Below are 16,374 nucleotides of genomic sequence, written 5' to 3' on the forward strand. Positions count from 1 at the left end.
GGGGGCGACCTTCTATAAGAAGAGGAGAATGCTGACATGATCCATCATGTGTGGGGGCTCTTCACCCATCCCGATCAGGAGTGGCAGGAAATCCGTGGCGAGGAAGAATCCATCAGCCACATGTACCTGACCCACGTCCTGATCCTCGCTGCCATCCCCGTCATTTCCGCCTACATCGGCACCACGCAGGTGGGCTGGGTATTGGGAAGCGCGGGACCGGTCAAGCTGACGGCCGCCAGTGCGATCCAGCTGACCATCATGACCTACATCGCAATGCTCGCCGGCGTCGCCATCATGGGCGCTTTCATTCACTGGATGGCCCGCACCTACGACGCGTCGCCATCGCTGACCCAATGCATAGTATTCGCCGCGTACACCGCTACTCCGCTGTTCATCGGCGGCCTGGCGGCGCTCTACCCGCACCTGTGGCTGGGCATGATCATCGGCACCGCCGCGATCTGCTACACCGTCTACCTGCTCTACGTCGGCATCCCGACCTTCATGAACATTCACAAGGATGAAGGGTTCCTGTTCTCCAGCTCGGTGCTGGCGGTAGGACTGGTGGTGCTGGTGGCGATGATGGCGCTGTCGGTCATCCTCTGGGGCAGCGGCGTCGGCCCGGAATACACCTGATTGCACGACATGAACGGAAAACCGGGCCTTAGCGGCCCGGTTTTGTTTTGCGTGCTTGCCCGAAACTCGCCCGCCTTGCCTGAACCTGCGCCCCCGGACGAGTGGCCGCGAGAAATCCTCCACCCGCGCTCCGACTGCGGCATAATCTGCCCCCGTCGGAGAACCACTGTATGCCTGAACAGCTCAACGCTCGCGTCGAAGCCTGCTACCAGCAGGCCGAAGCCTTCTTCCAGCGGCGCTTTCCCCGCCCGGAGGTGAGCTTCCGGCTACGCGGCCAGAAGGCCGGCGTCGCCCACCTGGATGAAAACCTGCTGCGCTTCAACCCGCAGCTGTACCGGGAAAACCACGAACACTTCCTGCAGCAGACCGTGGCCCATGAAGTGGCCCACCTGATCGCCCACCAGATGTTCGGCCCGCGCATTCGCCCGCATGGCGAGGAGTGGCAACTGATCATGCGTGGCATCTACGGCCTGCCGCCCGATCGCTGCCATACCTACGAGATCAAGCGCCGCCGCTCCACCCGCTACCTGTATCGCTGCCACTGCGGCGAAGGCAATGAATTCCCCTTCTCCGCCCAACGCCACAACCTGGTCGCCCAGGGCCGCCGCTACTACTGCCGGCGTTGCCGCGCGACGCTGATCTTCACCGGCGAAACCCGCCGCGAGTGATGCGACTCAGGCGATGACCTTCGCCGCCTTGAGTGCTGCGACCTGCTCGTCGGTGTAACCCAGCTCCGCCATCACCTCCGCAGTGTGCGCGCCCAGCGCAGCGCCTATGTGACGTGGCTCGGGCAAGCCGGCGGAGAAGCGAATCGGGCAGGCCACCTGCCGCTGCTCACCGCCCTTGCCATTGGGCACCTGGGTGACTACGCCACGCTCGCGCAGTTGCGGATGCTCCACCGCCTCGGCCAGTGACAGCATCGGCTCGACGCAGGCGTCCAGTGCGGCGAAGCGCTCCTGCCACTGGACGAAATCCTGCTTCTCGAACTCGATGGCGATCTCGCGCTTGAGCGCCTGCTGGTCTTCCGGCTTGGGCGACAGCCCGCGCGCGGCCAGTTCCGGGCGGCCGATGGCAGCACAGAACTGTTGCATGAACTGCGGCTCCAGACTGCCCACCGAGAACCAGCGGCCATCGCGGGTGCGGTAATAGTCGTAGAAACTGCCACCGTTGAGTGCGAGGCCTTCCATCTCCGGCTCCACGCCCGCCGCGAGATAGCCCGCGCCAGCCATGCCGTGCAGGCTGAAGGCGCAGTCGGTCATGCTCACATCGACCTGCTGCCCCTCCCCCGTCTGCTGCCGATGGATCACCGCTGCCAGCAGGCCCATCACGCCATGCAGCGATCCGCCGCCGATGTCCGCCAGTTGCACGCCCAGCGGCAGCGGGCCGCTCTCGCGACGACCGGTGTAGCTGGCAATGCCAGCCAGTGCCAGGTAGTTGATGTCATGCCCCGCGCGGTCACGGAAGGGACCGGTCTGGCCGTAGCCGGTGATCGACACGTAGATCAGCTTCGGGTTGATCGCCTTGAGCGCCTCGTAGCCCACGCCCAGCTTGTCCATCACGCCGGGGCGGAACTGCTCCAGTACGATGTCGTATTCCTGCACCAGTTGCTTCACCACCTCCACTGCCTCGGCCTGCTTCAGGTCCAGCGCGATGCAGCGCTTGTTGCGATTGAGGTAGGCGTGACTGGCGGAGGTGCCATCCACGTGCGGCGGCAGCACGCGCACCAGGTCCATGCGCGTCGGGGATTCCACGCGCAGCACCTGGGCGCCCATGTCGGCCAGCAGCAGCGAGGCGAACGGCCCCGGCAGCAAGGTGGAAAAATCGAGGATCTTCAGTGAGGCGAGCGGGCCGTTCATGGGCACTCCTGTTTCGCTCAATCGATGCGTGGGCGCCGCGCCTCAGAGCTTCATGCCGCGGCTGATGATCTCTTTCATGATCTCCGACGTACCAGCGAAGATGCGCTGGATGCGCGCGTTCGCGTACATCTTGCAGATCGGATACTCCCACATGTAACCCCAGCCGCCGTGCAGTTGCACGCCTTCGTCGACCACCTTGCACAGCAGCTCGGTGGTGAACAGCTTGGCCTCGGCAGCCACTTCGGGGGTGAGTTTCTTCTGGTTGTGGTCCATCACGCAGCGGTCGGTGAAAACCTGCGCCACGTCGATCTGCGTGCGCATCTCGGCGAGCTTGAAGCGGGTGTTCTGGAAGTGCGCCACCGGGCGGTCGAAGGCCTTGCGCTCCTTCACGTAGTCGACGGTCGCGTTCAGTGCCGCCTCCGCGCCGGCCACCGCGCCGCAGGCGTTGGTCAGTCGCTCCTGAGCCAGCATGTTCATCAGGTAGAAGAAGCCGCCCTTGGCGTCGCCCAGCAGGTTTTCCTTCGGCACTTTCACGTTGTTGAAGAACAACTCGGCGGTATCCTGGCTCTTCATGCCCAGCTTCTTCAGGTTGCGCCCGCGCTCGAAGCCTTCCATGCCTCGTTCAACCACGAACAAGCCCATGGCGTGCTTGTTCACCGGGTCGGTCTTGGCCGCGACTATCACCAAGTCCGCCAACAGGCCGTTGGAGATGAACACCTTGGAACCGTTGAGGACAAAGTGGTCGCCCTTGTCCACCGCCGTGGTGCGCATGCCGGCCAGGTCGGAGCCGGCCGACGGCTCGGTCATCGCTACCGCCAGGATGCTTTCCCCACGGATGATGCCCGGCAGCCAGCGGGCTTTCTGCTCGGCGTTGCCGTATTCGGCGATGTAGGGGCCGCACAGCGCCGAGTGCAGCGGGATCATGAAACCCGGCTCGTTGATGGCGGCCAATTCCTCACACATGATCTGTTCGTAGCGGAAATCCTTCAGCGCGGTACCGCCGTACTCCTCTTCCGCCCAGGGCAGCAGGAAGCCCATTTCCCCCGCCTTGCGCCAGACGCTGCGGTCGACCACGCCGGCTTCTTCCCATTCCTCCTGGTGAGGCACCACTTCCCTGTCGAGGAAGGTACGGAACGCATCGCGGAACAGGTTGTGCTCGGTCTCGAAGTGATTGCGCAGCATGGTCGACTCCCAGTGGGTTGAGTGCCCGCAGGGTAGGTGCTGGCTGCGCGCGGCCTCAATGACGCGAGCGCTCAGGGTCGATTGACGCAATCGCCCAGCAAATGCGAGTGTGAAACTTCCCAAAGCTGCACCGGAGAGCGCCCGCATGCAGATTCGCCCTTTCCAGGCGGATGACATCCCACCGTACGAAAGCTGGTTCGACGATCCACTACTCGACGCGCAACTGGGCCCGATGGACCGCTACTGGCTGGAACAGGTGCTGAACGATGCGGACAAGGCCCAGTACAGCATTCTGCGCGGTGGCCAGCTGGTGGCGGTGGTTGGAGTTTGCCTGCCCACTCCGGCGCGTCCGTATTACTTCGTGACCGATCTCGCCGTGCGCCCGCAGTTACGCGGCTCGGGGATTGGGCGCGCAGTCATGGCGCTGGTGATGGGCCGACCGGAACTGCAGAGCAACCCCTTGTGGCGGGCTAGCGTGAGACCGGACAACCTGGCGGCACTGGCTTTCCTTATCAAGCTGGGCTGGACACGGCTGGAAATGGGCAACCCGTTCGACGAACTGCTCGAGTTCGAATTTCGCCGACGGCCGGCGGGGCCCTTACTCCGCTGATCCAGCAGGGGCATAGGAGCGCACTTTGTCAGCGATAGCTCACCGCCTACGCCGGGCACACCGATCGCGGATGAATCCGCTCCTACGCGAGCGTGAGCTTCCGTGTTCGTAGGAAGGTAATTTTCCGACTCCATAAAAAAACCCCGCCGAAGCGGGGTTCACACAAAGGAGTCGAACGGTAGCGATGTAGTTCTTAGAACACGTACTGCAGACGGGTCACGACACCGTTGCCGTCGTCGTCGCCGTTGGCGTTGCGGATGCCGTCGGTGCTGACGTGAACGTAGTCCAGGGAGACCTTCACGGCTTCGTTGGCGTACCAGTTCACACCGATGGTGTTGGTGCTGGCCTTGGTATCGCCCACGTCGCGGGTGGCGGTAGCCACGACCACGTTCGGGTCATCGACCTTGATGTGGTCGTAACGATAGAAGACTTCCCAGGCACCGATTTCCTTGTTGGACGGCTTGATGGTGTCGAACTTGGCGCCATCGAGCTTGTACACGCGGGATTCACCGGTGATGGTGTAGGCCAGTTGGCCGTAGTAACCGTCAGCCTTGATGTCTTCGTAAGCGTCGGCATCAGCCTTCAGCTTGCGCTTCAGGTATTCGGCCTGAGCGGAGAACGGGCCGATGGCGTAGGCGAATTCAGCACCCCAGGTGGAGTCATCCTTGTAGGAACCGGCCGGGCTCAGGGTGGCGCCGCCGAAGGTAGCACGGTTGCCGTTGTCGCCAGCGTCGTTACCGCCGTTGGTGGCGATACCACGCATGCCCAGACGCGGACGGATGCGGGAGTCGAAGGCGGTGTCATCCAGGTCACGGTAGGCGTAGTCCACGCCAACGTGCAGGACGTTGCCGTCGGTGTTCAGCGGAGCGAACACGCCGCGGAAGTTGAACTGCTTGACGCTGTCACCGTCGGTGTCGTCGGCGTCCTTGGCGAACACGCCGGCGTCCAGGTAAGCCATGTTGGCGACCACGCCGCCAACCTGGGCACCCATGCCGTCCTGGTGAGTGTTGATCCAGTCAGCCAGTTCGTAGGCGGAGGTACGCTCGGTAGCGGTGACCCACTTGGAGCTGGTGGCTTTTTCCAGGCCGAAGTCCGGGTCGAAGCGGCCGAACTTCAGGGTCACCGGAGCGAAGCCGATGTAGCTGAAGGAAGCTTCGTCGAAGTAACCGTTGTCAGCGTTACCGGAGTTGTGGGACATGTCGTAGTTGATCTGGTATTTCCAGTCTCTGTAGACAGTGCCGCCCAGTTCCAGGTAGGCGCGGCGGAAGTAGGCGCCGTCACCGTTGTTGCCGTTCTTGGTGTAGAAACCATCGAAGCGGCTGTAATCCGCTTGCAGACGGCCACCAAGCTTGAAGCTGAATTCCTTGTCGGTGGTGCCGACTTCAAGACCGCCTTTGGTCTTGATCACGATATCGGCGCCATCGGTGGTGACTGTGCCTGCGAAAGCCTGGGCGGAAACGGCCAGTGCCAGGGCAGTGGCGGCGTAACCGGCGAAGTGCTTACGGATCATCGAAGATTCCCCTTAATGGTATTTGCGTTGAACACGCCGAGTGCCTGGCTGCTGCGCGCCCCCCAAGGACTCGCACAGGCCGTTCTGGCGGCCCCCGTTTGTGTTGCTGGGAATCTTGGCGAGGGGTTATTTCAGATCAGTTGCTCGTAGATAAAACTTTTATTACAAAGGAACTTTTGATTCCCTTATGGCATAACCGTCCTAGGCCATGTCCCACTAGGCTTGCAGGCAGTTTCTGACGTCCGCTTTGCCGGTATGCTGTCACCCTCCCCTGGAAGACCTTCCCCGCTCAGGCTTTCCCATGCACGAACTGCAGCCCCTGATCCAGCAGCACGGCCTCACCCTGCTGTTCTTCAACGTCCTACTCGAGCAGTTGGGCCTGCCGATCCCTGCCTACCCGGCGCTGATCGTCGCCGGCGCCCTGGCGCTGCAAGGTAGCGGTGTCCCGCTGGGCCAGGCACTGGCGGTGGCGGTATGCGCGTGCCTGATCGCCGACCTGATCTGGTTCTGCGCCGGCCGGCGCTATGGCGGCTTCATGCTGCGCAGCGTGTGCAAGGTCTCGCTGTCGCCGGACAGCTGCATTCGCCAGAGCCAGAGCCTTTACCTGCGCGTCGGCCCGCGCGCCCTGCTGATCTCGCGCTTCCTCCCAGGCGCCAGTGCGCTGACCACCACCATGGCCGGCATGACCCGCACGCCGATAGCGCGCTTCCTCGCCTACGACTGCGCCGGAGCGGCGCTCTGGGCCGGCTCCGCACTGCTGCTCGGGAGCATCTTCAGCAACGCGGTGGACCGCATCCTCGACGTGCTGACCGAGTACGCCAGCGTTGGCGTCGCCGCACTGCTGGGTGCCTTCGCGCTGTTCATCGCCTGGAAGCTCTGGCAGCGTTTCAGCCTGCTCAAGCGCACCTCGCGGATTCCGCGCATCAGCGTCGACGAGTTGCGCGCGCGCCTGGACACTGGCGAGCCGCCACTGATTCTCGACGTGCGTGCGCAGTTCGATGACGAGGCGATTCCCGGCTCCATCGCCTTCAGCCTGGACGGCGCGCTGGACGAACTGGGTGACAGCCTGGCGGACAAGGACGTAGTGATCTACTGCGCCTGCCCCCACGAGCTTTCCGCGGCGATACTGGCGGAGCGGCTACAGGCCTTCGGACACCCGCGCACCTGGGCGCTTTCGGGTGGGTTGGATGCGTGGCGGGCGCAAAGTCTGGGCTGAGGATTCGGCTGCAGGACCGTCATCGCACGGACGTATCCGGCAAGCGCTACGAGGTGTTCATCCCGCGCCGACTGCACAGGTCCGAATGATTCATCGCCGCGCGCTATCGCGGCGCAATTCGGCGAGGTGGTCGGCCAGGCGTTCCGAGTCAGGGCGCGGCGGTTCCGGCAGCAAGCGCAGGGTCGCCTGGGCCAGACGCATCTGCCGCAGGTAGCGCCGGCAGTTCCGGCACAGCAGCAGGTGTCGGCGCAGCGCGAGCTTCTCGCGCCAGCCCAGCTGTTCGTCCAGCAGGTCGCTCGAGCGCGCCACCAATTCCTTGCAGGTCAGCATTCCCCGGTCTCCTCGAAGTGCTCCACGGTGGCGAATACCTTCAGCCGCGCACGGTGCAGCAGCACCCGGACATTGGAGAGCGAAACCTCCAGCAGATTACAGATCTCCTCCAACTCCAGCCCCTGACGCTCGCGCAGCAGCAACACGCTACGCTGCAGGTCGGAGAGGCTCAGCAGGGTCTTTTCCAGGCACTGGCGCAGTTCGTCCTCGGCCAGCAGGGCTTCGGGCGAGTCCTCGTGCCAGGCCAGCGGCGCCGGGCTCCAGTGGCCGTCAGCGGCGAAACGGGTTTCGTCGAGGCTGCCGTGAGGCGCAGGCAGGTCGTCCAAGGAGACGTCGCGGCGAACCCTGCGCAGGCGGGATTTGGCGGTATTGGCGGTGATGGTCAGCAGCCAGGTCTTGAGGCTGGAGCGCCCCTGGAAGCCGTCCAGGTTACGCACAGCGGCGAGCCAGGCGTCCTGCACCACTTCATCGGCATGGGCGGCGCCGACGATGGCAATGGCCACGGCGCGCATCGCGCCCTGGTAGGTGGCTACCAGGGTACGGAAGGCCTGCTGGTCACCGGCCAGCAGGCGTGACAACAGCTCACTGTCGTCGGCGGGCACGATCAGCGCTTGCGCAGGATCACGCTGCCGATGGAGTAGCCGGCGCCGAAGGAACTCAGCACGCCGATGGAGCCGGCGGGCAGGTCGTCCTGGTACTTGTGCAGGGCAATGACCGAACCCGCCGAGCTGGTATTGGCGTAGGTGTCGAGGATTACCGGCGCTTCATGCGCCTCGGCGTCGCGGCCGAGAAGCTTGCGGGTGATCAGCAGGTTCATGTTCAGGTTGGCCTGGTGCAGCCAGAAGCGCTTCACGTCGCTGACCGGGATGTCGTTCTGCGCCAGGTGCTCGCCGATCAGCTCGGCCACCATTGGGCAGACGTCCTTGAACACCTTGCGGCCTTCCTGCACGAACAGCTTGTCACGGGTGCCGATGCCCTCTTCCGCGGCGCGGTTGAGGAAGCCGAAGTTGTTGCGGATGTTGTTGGAGAACTGGGTCAGCAGTTTGGTGCTGACCACCTCGAACTGGTGCTCGCTGGTGGCCTGGTCGGCACGCTCGATGACCACGGCGGTGGCCGCGTCACCGAAGATGAAGTGGCTGTCGCGGTCGCGGAAGTTCAGGTGGCCGGTGCAGATTTCCGGGTTGACCATGAGGATCGCGCGGGCCTGGCCCAGTTGCACGCTGTTCACCGCGGCCTGGATACCGAAGGTGGCCGAGGAGCAGGCGACGTTCATGTCGTAACCGAAGCCCTGGATGCCGAGGGCAGCCTGCACTTCGATGGCCACGGCCGGGTAGGCGCGCTGCAGGTTGGAACAGGCGACGATCACGCCGTCGATGTCTTCGGGAGTACGGCCGGCGCGCTGCAGGGCCTGCTTGGCGGCGGCAGTCGCCATCTCGCAGAGGATGCCCCAGTCTTCGTTGGAGCGCTCCGGAATGCGCGGCGCCATGCGCTGCGGATCGAGGATGCCTTCCTTGTTCACCACGAAGCGGCTCTTGATACCGGAAGCCTTTTCGATGAACGCCGAGCTGGACTCGGACAGTGCCTCGACCTCGCCCCTGGCGATGGCTTCGGCATTCTGCTCGTTGTGACTGCGGACGTAGCTGTTGAAGGATTCCACCAGTTCATCGTTGGAGATGCTGAACGGCGGGGTATACAGGCCGGTTCCGCTGATCACGACTTTATGCACGGTCAATCCTCTTCTCAATCTGCGCCGCCGGGCCGGGCGGCAAGGTTAGGCATCAAGGTGCCCGCCCATTGGCCGGCACTGGATATTCGTCGCTCCGCGTCCTGGCGCGAAGGCTTAGGGATGGCGATCCCCGCAACAGGGCAGTGTGCCACTCCCACCGACGGTGGGCACCTTTGCCCGCCCGGCGGTTTGCGGTTTCACCCCAGGTGCAACCGCTGATCGCTGATTATGCTGCAATTTTCGCCGAAAAGTCGCCGTGCGAGGGCGGCATTTGCGCAAGATCATGGACATAAATCACGCCACGCCTGCCCTGGAGCAACGGATTGAAATTTTCCACCGGCACCATAGGCACAGTGTTGGCGCGCCCAGGCGCACCAGTCCTTATCCTTCAGTGCATTCCCGACTTTGCCAAGGAGACTTCAGGATGAGTGCCGCGAACCGCCCGGAAATGGACGAACAGACCCTGGAATTCGCCAATCAGGTGATCGATCTTGCCCGCCAGGGCGATACCCCGCGCCTGACGGAACTGCTGCAGCAGGGCCTGCCGGCCAACCTGCGCAATCACAAGGGCGACAGCCTGCTGATGCTGGCCAGCTATTACGGCCACCACGACACCGTTGGCCTGCTGCTCGACCACGGCGCCGACCCGGACCTGCGCAACAACGCCGGGCAGACACCGCTGGCTGGCGCCGCCTTCAAGGGCGACCTGGAGATGGTTCGCCTGCTGCTCAGCCGTGGGGCGCAGGTGGAAGGCGCATCCCCATGCGGTAAGACCGCGCTGATGATGGCGGCGATGTTCAATCGTCCGGAAATCGTCCGTTGCCTGCTGGAACACGGCGCCAACCGCGAGGCCCGTGACGCCAGCGGCCTGACGGCGCTGGCCGCGGCGAAGATGATGGGCGCGGCCGATACCCTGGCATTGCTCGAAGCCGCCTGAGTCAGTCGATGCGCACGTGCTCGGCGAGGAAGTCGAGCACCGCGCGCACCCGTGCCGGCAGGTGTCCCGGCTTCCCCAGGTAGAGCGCATGCATCGGCTTGCGGTCGCCGGGATTGAAGCCTGCCAGCACCTCCACCAGCCGCCCGGCAGCGATATCCTCACGCACCTGGAATTCCGCCAGCCGTGCCAGCCCCAATCCGGCCAGCGCCAGGTGACGCACACTGTCGCCATCGCTGGCCTGCACGTTGCCGTTGGGTTCGGCCTGCTCCAGAGAGCCACCGAGGAACGGCCAGTCCGGCTCGATTCGTCGATAGCTGAAGCCCACGCCGTTGTACCGGACCAAATCGCTCGGCTGAAGCGGCGTACCATGCCGCGCCAGGTAGTCGGGCGAGGCGACGACCTTGTGTCCGGATTCCCCCAGCGAGCGCGCTACCAGTCGCGAGTCACGCAGTGGGCCGCTGCGTATGGCGACGTCAGCGCGCACCTCCAGCAGGTCCACCACTTCGTCGGTCAGTTGCAGGTCGAGGCTCACGCCTGGGTAGCGCTCGAAGAACAGCGGCAGCGCCGGGATGAGGAACTGCCGGCCCACCGGCAGGTTGCAACTGATGCGCACCCTGCCCTGCGGTTCGGCGCTGACCGAAGCCTCGCGCTCGGCTTCATCCAGATCGGCAAGGATGCGCAGGCTGCGCTCGTAGAACGCCGCACCTTCAGCCGTGAGCTGCTGACGTCGGGTAGAGCGGTTGAACAGCCGCGCACCGAGGCGATCCTCCAGGCGTGCCACCAGCTTGCTCACCGCCGAGGGCGTCATCCCGCACTGCTGCGCGGCGGCGGTGAAACCGCCGGTTTCCACCACGCGGATAAACACTTCCATTTCGCCGAAGCGGTTGACGTCGGGGCGAGCCATATTGAATTCAATTCACAGGTGATTTGCTTACAAGCAGTCTATATCAGCAATGCGCACGGCGATAAGGTGGCGGCCATTCTTCGAATCCCCTGGGGAGAACCCTCGTGCCTATTGCCTTGTATGCCTTGACCGCCGGTGCTTTTGGCATCGGCGTTACCGAATTCGTGATCATGGGATTGCTGCTGGAGGTCGGCCATGACTTCGGCGTGTCCATCTCCGCCGCCGGCCTGCTGATCTCCGGCTATGCGCTGGGCGTAGTGCTCGGCGCTCCGCTGCTCACCGCCCTCACCGCACGCTGGCCGCAACGCCGCACCCTGCTCGGGCTGATGGTGATCTTCACCCTCGGTAACCTCGCCTGTGCCCTGGCGCCGGATTACGCCACGCTGATGGCGGCGCGGGTGCTGACCTCCTTCGCCCATGGCACCTTTTTCGGAGTCGGTTCGGTGGTCGCCACCAGCCTGGTGCCAGCCGAACGCCGCGCCTCGGCCATCGCGCTGATGTTCACCGGTCTCACCGTCGCCACCATCCTCGGCGTGCCTCTGGGCACCTGGCTCGGTCAGCTCTATGGCTGGCGTGCGGCCTTCTGGGTGGTGACCGGCATTGGCGTGCTGGCCCTGGCGATCCTGGCGATCTACCTGCCGCGCCACAGCGCACCGCCGGCCGCCGGCAACCTGCGCGATGACTTCCGCGTGCTGAAGCGCCCGGCCGTGCTGCTCGGCCTGCTGACCACCGTGCTCGGCTTCGGCGGCGTGTTCACCGTGTTCAGCTATGTGTCGCCGCTGCTGACCCGCCTCGCCGGTTTCTCCGAAAGTGCGGTGTCGCCGGTGCTGCTGGTATTCGGCGGCGGGCTGGTGCTGGGCAACCTGCTGGGCGGCAAGCTCGCCGACCGCAAACTGGTGCCCGCCCTGCTCGGCAGCCTGGTCGCGCTGGCGGTGGTCATGGGCCTGATGAGCTTCGCGCTGGAGAACCGGGTTGCCGTGGTCATCTTCATCGCCCTGCTCGGCGCCGCCGGTTTCGCCACCGTGCCGCCGCTGCAGATGTGGGTGCTGGAGAAGGCCCACGGCGCAGGCCAGAGTGTCGCGGCCAGCTTCAACATAGCCGCCTTCAACCTGGGTAACGCCCTGGGTGCCTGGCTCGGCGGCATGACCATCGACCACGGCCCGGGCCTCGCCGCGCTGCCCTGGGTCGGCGCCACGCTGCCGGTGGCGGCCATCATCACGGCGCTGCTGTGCCTGCGCCAGGAGCGTGACCCGGAGATGCCGGCCGCGACCGTCCAGCAGGCCCGGTGAACGATCGGCGAAACCCTACTGTCGAGGAAAGGGGCGCGCAAAGTCGCGCCCCTTTCTTTTATCCACCGACGGAGGACTCGCCCACTCATGCTGGTTTCGCTTCAGGCACTGCGGGCACTGGCCGCCTGGCTGGTGGTGTTCCATCACTTCATGCAGGTGTTCTTCGACTTCCGCGCCGACAGCCTCGGCGGCAAGCTCCTCTCCACCCGTGGCCAGGTCGGGGTGGACATCTTCTTCGTCCTCAGCGGCTTCGTGATCTACCTCTCCAGCGCCGGTCGGCCGATGTCACCGGTGACCTTCCTGGTCCAGCGCCTGGCCCGCGTCGCACCGGCGTACTGGCTGTACACGGCGATCACCGCGCTGATCATCTACGCCTTCGCCGACGTGATGCCGATCTACGGCGTCGGCGGCAAGTCGCTGCTGCTCTCGCTGCTGTTCATCCCCAGCGAAAACCCCGGTGGTTTCGGCCTGTACCCGGTGCTGCCGGTGGGCTGGACGCTGAATTTCGAGATGCTTTTCTACGGCCTGTTCGCCCTCTCCTTCCTGGTCGCCGAGCGCTGGCGCCCCTGGCTGGTGACGGCGCTGGTGCTGCTGGTGGCGCAGGTACTGGCGCGCGAACCCTGGCTCAGCAACTTCTACCGCAATCCGATCATCTTCGAGTTCCTTCTCGGCCTGGGGCTCGCGGCGCTGTACCGGCGCGGCTGGCTGAACCTCCCCCGGCCGCTGGCCCTGCTGACGGCCGCCATGGCAGTGGCCACCATCGCCCTGTTCCCCGCCGACCATCCCTGGCGCCTGCTGACCTGGGGCCTGCCCGCCGCCGCACTGCTCGCCGCTTGCGTGGCGCTGGAGCCACTGTTCGAGCGCAGCAGAGTGCTGCACGCGCTGGGCGACTGGTCCTATTCGGTGTACCTGCTGCACGTGATCGTGCTCTGGCTGGCCGCCTACTGGCTGCATGAGCGACTGGGACTGACGCCTTATCAGACGCTGAGCGTCAGCGTGCCGGCGATCCTGCTGCTGTCCTGGCTGAGCTACGAATGGGTGGAACGGAAGATGGCCCGCCAGGTGCGCACAGCCTATGCGCGGATTGCCGAGCCGCTGGCAGCGAAGCGCACTCAGGCCGGGTCGCTGTAGACCAGCCGATTGCGCCCCTCGGCCTTGCCGCGATAGAGGCGGCGGTCGGTACAGCGGTAGAGCTCATCGGCATCCAGGCCATCGCCCGGCCACTCGGCGAGGCCGAAGGTGGCGGAAATCTCGATGCGCTCCCCGTGGTACATCAGCGGCGCCTCGTCGATGTCGCGGCGCAGGGATTCCACCAGCGGCTTGGCATCGAAGCGGTCGGTGAAGGGCAGCAGCAGGCCGAACTCCTCGCCGCCCAGCCGGCCGATCAGGTCGGTGGCGCGCAGGCGGTGGCGCAGGCGATTGCACAGGTGCTGCAGCGCCTTGTCGCCGGCATCGTGGCCCCACTGGTCGTTGATGTTCTTGAAGTGATCGACATCCAGTACCACCAGCACCAGCCGCGTCTCGTAGCGGGCCGCCTCCTGGATGCAACGCCTCAGCGCACGCTGGAAGCTCTCGCGGCTGGCCACGCCGGTCAGCGCATCGGTCAGCGCCAGGTGCCGCAGCTGCTTGTAGGCGGCAGCGCGGCGCTCTTCATAGACGTGCATGAAGGCAATCACCAGCACGCCACAGAAGATGCCGTTGCCGATATCGATCAGCCCCGGCGCATCCAGGCGCAGGTGGTTGGCATGCAAGTACATCAGCGTGGCGATCAGCATGAACGGCACGGCGAGCAGGAAGCCACGCCACTTGCCCAGCAGCAGGTAGGCCATCACCGGCATCAGGTAGACCCAGACGAAAGCCGACGCCGAGGCGTTGGGCATGACGATGATGTAGAGGATGAAACAGAAAGTCGGCAGCAGGTAGGCGATGATCCACGGCACCAGCCGGCGCACATGCTGCAGCCGGTGCGCCGCCCACAGCAGCAGCCCGCAGGTGGCCAGTTCGGCGCCAGCCAGCCAGAGATTGCCGGCGAGGTACTGCAGAATCGAGAACAACCCCAGGGTCGCTCCGGTGCAACCGAAGATCAGCCGCATCAGCAGGCGATGGTCTGCCTCTTCCAGCCCGGTAGGTCCGGCACTGGAGTCGAACAGATGGTCGGGATCGCTGTTGCGGTGCATCAGCCCTGCTCCTTGGCTCGACCGCCCGGCGGATCGGCCTGAATGGCGGCAATCGGGCACTCCAGCCCGAACACATGCGCTGAAGACTACTCCAATTTCCTACGGTGCGTAGCCCAGCCGACGGAAACCGGTCGGATGGGCTAGCCTAGGCTGCATTGTCCATGGAGGAAGTCTATGCGTTCGATCCTTGCCGTCCTGTCCCTGCTCGCGCTTTCCGGCTGTGCTTCGTACCAGAGCGATGAAGTCCAACCCGTCCCCACCGACCGCCTGCTGGCCTACCAGCAACCGGGCAAGGACAGCGTCAAGGTCGATGTCACCCGCGACGTCGGCTACATCGGCGGCGGCTGCTACGTCGCCTTCACCATCGACCACGAGATCGCCGCGCGCATCGGCAAGGGCGAGTCGGCCAGCTTCCACGTACCGATCGGCAAGCACGTGGTCGGCATCATCGGCGACAAGGATGGCGAAGGCCTGTGCAGCAAGGCCATGCTGCGCCGCGAGCTGCTGGTGCCGCTGGAGCCGGGCGGCAACAACGCCTTCCGCATCGTCAGCGACAACCGCACCGGTTTCGACATCAAGCCGGCGGTCGAGTAACTGCAGGCACAGGTGCGCCTCAGCCGTTCAGGCGGGCAACGAGGCGCGCCTGCAGCTTCTCCAGCTCCCCCGCATCGGCCTTGTTCGCCGCGTGGATGCCCAGGCCCTCGCCAGCATAGCGCGGGACGATGTGCACATGGATGTGGAACACCGTCTGCCCGGCCGGCGCGCCATTGAACTGGGCGACCTGCACGCCATCGGGATTGAGTTCCTCGACGATCACGCCGGTCAGACGCTGCACCACGCGCATCACCTTGGCCAATGCATCGGGGTCGACCTCGAGGATATTGCGCGCCGGGGAATTCTTCGGAATCACCAGGGCATGGCCGTAGGACTGCGGGAACAGGTCGAGGAAGGCGAGCACGTCGTCGTCCTCGTACAGCTTGTAGCAAGGGGCTTCGCCACGAATGATCTGGGCGAAGATGTTCTGCGGATCGTAAGTGCCTTGCAGGCTCATGCTGGGTTCCTTGTCTGTTGACCGCGTCGCGGGCCGGTTGCTTGTCTGTGGGCCCGAACCATACCGGTTTGTCGCGCGCGGGTCATGACCGGCGGCGCGCGGAGGTCTATCCTGAGGACAGACTCAAGAACCTGCTCACCTGACCGGAGTATGCATGTCAGACCTTTCCGCGTTCCCCATCACCCGCAAATGGCCCGCCGAACACCCTGACCGCCTGCAGCTGTACTCGCTGCCCACGCCCAACGGCGTGAAGGTGTCGATCATGCTGGAAGAGCTCGGCCTGCCCTATGAGCCGCATCTGGTCAGCTTCGAGCGCAACGACCAGATGTCCCCGGAATTCCTCTCGCTGAACCCGAACAACAAGATTCCGGCGATCCTCGATCCCAACGGTCCCGACGGCAAGCCGCTGGCGCTGTTCGAGTCCGGCGCGATCCTGGTCTATCTCGCCGACAAGACCGACTCGCTGATCGCCCCCGGCGCCAGCGGCCGCTATGAAACCCTGCAATGGCTGATGTTCCAGATGGGCGGGATCGGCCCAATGTTCGGCCAGATCGGCTTCTTCAACAAATTCGCCGGCAAGGACTACGAGGACAAGCGCCCGCTGCAGCGCTACGTGGACGAGTCCAGGCGTCTGCTGGCCGTGCTCGACCGCCACCTCGAAGGCCGCGACTGGATCATGGGCGAGCGCTACACCATCGCCGACATCGCCACCTTCCCGTGGATTCGCAACCTGATCGGTTTCTACGAGGCGGGAGAGTTGGTGGGCTTTGAGAACTTCCACAATGTGAAGCGCGTGCTGGAGCGATTCCTCGCACGGCCGTCCGTGCAGCGCGGGCTGAACATTCCCAAGCGCGACTGAGGACTTATCCCTTGTAGGAGCCAAGGCCGCGCCCCGTAGGGCGCATAACGCGTCGGTGTTATCCGCCGCGCTGAGCCGGCGGATAACCTGTCCC

At 64.7% G+C, this 16,374-nt stretch carries 18 protein-coding genes; 9 read left to right on the top strand and 9 right to left on the bottom strand.

Annotated elements, in window-relative coordinates; genetic code table 11:
- Positions 1–36: 36 nt before the first annotated feature.
- Complete coding sequence (locus tag IB274_RS03195) at positions 37–633, top strand: Yip1 family protein (protein ID WP_088419777.1); 597 nt, start codon at positions 37–39, stop codon at positions 631–633.
- A gap of 170 nt (positions 634–803) precedes the next feature.
- Positions 804–1,301 (top strand): SprT family zinc-dependent metalloprotease, encoded by a 498-nt coding sequence (locus IB274_RS03200; RefSeq protein WP_138525106.1) that lies wholly within the window; start codon positions 804–806, stop codon positions 1,299–1,301.
- Positions 1,302–1,307: 6 nt separating this feature from the next.
- On the opposite strand, the gene IB274_RS03205 is transcribed toward IB274_RS03200, so the two are convergent.
- Together IB274_RS03205 and IB274_RS03210 are read right to left on the bottom strand one after the other, a co-directional pair.
- Complete coding sequence (locus IB274_RS03205) at positions 1,308–2,489, bottom strand: CaiB/BaiF CoA transferase family protein (protein WP_192430627.1); 1,182 nt, start codon at positions 2,487–2,489, stop codon at positions 1,308–1,310.
- 42 nt (positions 2,490–2,531) lie between these two features.
- On the bottom strand, positions 2,532–3,671 hold the full coding sequence (locus IB274_RS03210) for an acyl-CoA dehydrogenase family protein (protein ID WP_192430628.1): 1,140 nt from the start codon (positions 3,669–3,671) through the stop codon (positions 2,532–2,534).
- A gap of 145 nt (positions 3,672–3,816) precedes the next feature.
- On the opposite strand from IB274_RS03210, the gene IB274_RS03215 reads away from it, so the two are divergent.
- The gene (locus tag IB274_RS03215) at positions 3,817–4,281 is read left to right on the top strand and encodes a GNAT family N-acetyltransferase (protein WP_192430629.1); all 465 of its coding nucleotides are present in this window, start codon (positions 3,817–3,819) and stop codon (positions 4,279–4,281) included.
- 193 nt (positions 4,282–4,474) lie between these two features.
- Here the strand turns inward: IB274_RS03215 and IB274_RS03220 are convergent, their stop codons facing one another.
- On the bottom strand, positions 4,475–5,791 hold the full coding sequence (locus IB274_RS03220; protein WP_192430630.1) for an OprO/OprP family phosphate-selective porin: 1,317 nt from the start codon (positions 5,789–5,791) through the stop codon (positions 4,475–4,477).
- Positions 5,792–6,092: 301 nt separating this feature from the next.
- On the opposite strand from IB274_RS03220, the gene IB274_RS03225 reads away from it, so the two are divergent.
- On the top strand, positions 6,093–7,007 hold the full coding sequence (locus IB274_RS03225) for a DedA family protein/thiosulfate sulfurtransferase GlpE (RefSeq protein ID WP_192430631.1): 915 nt from the start codon (positions 6,093–6,095) through the stop codon (positions 7,005–7,007).
- Positions 7,008–7,097: 90 nt separating this feature from the next.
- On the opposite strand, the gene IB274_RS03230 is transcribed toward IB274_RS03225, so the two are convergent.
- The 3 genes from IB274_RS03230 to IB274_RS03240 are packed head-to-tail and all read right to left on the bottom strand — an operon-like array spanning position 7,098 to position 9,063.
- Positions 7,098–7,337, bottom strand: a complete 240-nt coding sequence (locus tag IB274_RS03230) for a zf-HC2 domain-containing protein (protein ID WP_138215361.1) — start codon at positions 7,335–7,337, stop codon at positions 7,098–7,100.
- Positions 7,331–7,939 (bottom strand): RNA polymerase sigma factor, encoded by a 609-nt coding sequence (locus IB274_RS03235; protein ID WP_192430632.1) that lies wholly within the window; start codon positions 7,937–7,939, stop codon positions 7,331–7,333. The genes IB274_RS03230 and IB274_RS03235 overlap by 7 nt, the downstream gene beginning before the upstream one ends.
- A gap of 2 nt (positions 7,940–7,941) precedes the next feature.
- On the bottom strand, positions 7,942–9,063 hold the full coding sequence (locus IB274_RS03240) for a beta-ketoacyl-ACP synthase III (protein WP_192430633.1): 1,122 nt from the start codon (positions 9,061–9,063) through the stop codon (positions 7,942–7,944).
- Between the two features lie 424 nt (positions 9,064–9,487).
- On the opposite strand from IB274_RS03240, the gene IB274_RS03245 reads away from it, so the two are divergent.
- Complete coding sequence (locus IB274_RS03245) at positions 9,488–10,000, top strand: ankyrin repeat domain-containing protein (protein WP_192430634.1); 513 nt, start codon at positions 9,488–9,490, stop codon at positions 9,998–10,000.
- Position 10,001: 1 nt separating this feature from the next.
- Here the strand turns inward: IB274_RS03245 and IB274_RS03250 are convergent, their stop codons facing one another.
- The gene (locus tag IB274_RS03250; RefSeq protein ID WP_192430635.1) at positions 10,002–10,904 is read right to left on the bottom strand and encodes a LysR family transcriptional regulator; all 903 of its coding nucleotides are present in this window, start codon (positions 10,902–10,904) and stop codon (positions 10,002–10,004) included.
- A gap of 104 nt (positions 10,905–11,008) precedes the next feature.
- On the opposite strand from IB274_RS03250, the gene IB274_RS03255 reads away from it, so the two are divergent.
- Positions 11,009–12,193, top strand: coding sequence for an MFS transporter (locus IB274_RS03255; protein WP_192430636.1), 1,185 nt, complete (start codon positions 11,009–11,011; stop codon positions 12,191–12,193).
- 87 nt (positions 12,194–12,280) lie between these two features.
- Positions 12,281–13,324 (top strand): acyltransferase family protein, encoded by a 1,044-nt coding sequence (locus IB274_RS03260; protein ID WP_192430637.1) that lies wholly within the window; start codon positions 12,281–12,283, stop codon positions 13,322–13,324.
- Here IB274_RS03260 and IB274_RS03265 read toward each other — a convergent pair.
- Positions 13,306–14,370: a GGDEF domain-containing protein gene (locus IB274_RS03265; protein WP_192430638.1), complete on the bottom strand. Its 1,065-nt coding sequence runs from the start codon at positions 14,368–14,370 to the stop codon at positions 13,306–13,308. The genes IB274_RS03260 and IB274_RS03265 overlap by 19 nt on opposite strands.
- A gap of 174 nt (positions 14,371–14,544) precedes the next feature.
- On the opposite strand from IB274_RS03265, the gene IB274_RS03270 reads away from it, so the two are divergent.
- Complete coding sequence (locus tag IB274_RS03270) at positions 14,545–14,964, top strand: 3-isopropylmalate dehydratase (RefSeq protein WP_192430639.1); 420 nt, start codon at positions 14,545–14,547, stop codon at positions 14,962–14,964.
- A 19-nt stretch (positions 14,965–14,983) separates the two neighbouring features.
- On the opposite strand, the gene IB274_RS03275 is transcribed toward IB274_RS03270, so the two are convergent.
- Positions 14,984–15,421: an HIT family protein gene (locus IB274_RS03275; protein ID WP_138215370.1), complete on the bottom strand. Its 438-nt coding sequence runs from the start codon at positions 15,419–15,421 to the stop codon at positions 14,984–14,986.
- A gap of 154 nt (positions 15,422–15,575) precedes the next feature.
- Here IB274_RS03275 and IB274_RS03280 point away from each other — a divergent pair, with 154 nt between their 5' ends.
- Positions 15,576–16,280 (top strand): glutathione binding-like protein, encoded by a 705-nt coding sequence (locus tag IB274_RS03280; protein WP_192430640.1) that lies wholly within the window; start codon positions 15,576–15,578, stop codon positions 16,278–16,280.
- Positions 16,281–16,374 lie beyond the last annotated feature (94 nt).

Origin of the sequence: Pseudomonas sp. PDM18 (assembly GCF_014852585.1) — a bacterium.
Classification (GTDB): domain Bacteria; phylum Pseudomonadota; class Gammaproteobacteria; order Pseudomonadales; family Pseudomonadaceae; genus Pseudomonas.

Bases quoted from the DNA above. Each gene is read 5' to 3' on its own strand.
- IB274_RS03195 (WP_088419777.1), top strand. From the start codon at position 37: ATGATCCATCATGTGTGGGGGCTCTTCACCCATCCCGATCAGGAGTGG.
- IB274_RS03200 (WP_138525106.1), top strand. From the start codon at position 804: ATGCCTGAACAGCTCAACGCTCGCGTCGAAGCCTGCTACCAGCAGGCC.
- IB274_RS03205 (WP_192430627.1), bottom strand. From the start codon at position 2,489: ATGAACGGCCCGCTCGCCTCACTGAAGATCCTCGATTTTTCCACCTTG.
- IB274_RS03210 (WP_192430628.1), bottom strand. From the start codon at position 3,671: ATGCTGCGCAATCACTTCGAGACCGAGCACAACCTGTTCCGCGATGCG.
- IB274_RS03215 (WP_192430629.1), top strand. From the start codon at position 3,817: ATGCAGATTCGCCCTTTCCAGGCGGATGACATCCCACCGTACGAAAGC.
- IB274_RS03220 (WP_192430630.1), bottom strand. From the start codon at position 5,791: ATGATCCGTAAGCACTTCGCCGGTTACGCCGCCACTGCCCTGGCACTG.
- IB274_RS03225 (WP_192430631.1), top strand. From the start codon at position 6,093: ATGCACGAACTGCAGCCCCTGATCCAGCAGCACGGCCTCACCCTGCTG.
- IB274_RS03230 (WP_138215361.1), bottom strand. From the start codon at position 7,337: ATGCTGACCTGCAAGGAATTGGTGGCGCGCTCGAGCGACCTGCTGGAC.
- IB274_RS03245 (WP_192430634.1), top strand. From the start codon at position 9,488: ATGAGTGCCGCGAACCGCCCGGAAATGGACGAACAGACCCTGGAATTC.
- IB274_RS03250 (WP_192430635.1), bottom strand. From the start codon at position 10,904: ATGGCTCGCCCCGACGTCAACCGCTTCGGCGAAATGGAAGTGTTTATC.
- IB274_RS03260 (WP_192430637.1), top strand. From the start codon at position 12,281: ATGCTGGTTTCGCTTCAGGCACTGCGGGCACTGGCCGCCTGGCTGGTG.
- IB274_RS03265 (WP_192430638.1), bottom strand. From the start codon at position 14,370: ATGCACCGCAACAGCGATCCCGACCATCTGTTCGACTCCAGTGCCGGA.
- IB274_RS03270 (WP_192430639.1), top strand. From the start codon at position 14,545: ATGCGTTCGATCCTTGCCGTCCTGTCCCTGCTCGCGCTTTCCGGCTGT.
- IB274_RS03275 (WP_138215370.1), bottom strand. From the start codon at position 15,421: ATGAGCCTGCAAGGCACTTACGATCCGCAGAACATCTTCGCCCAGATC.
- IB274_RS03280 (WP_192430640.1), top strand. From the start codon at position 15,576: ATGTCAGACCTTTCCGCGTTCCCCATCACCCGCAAATGGCCCGCCGAA.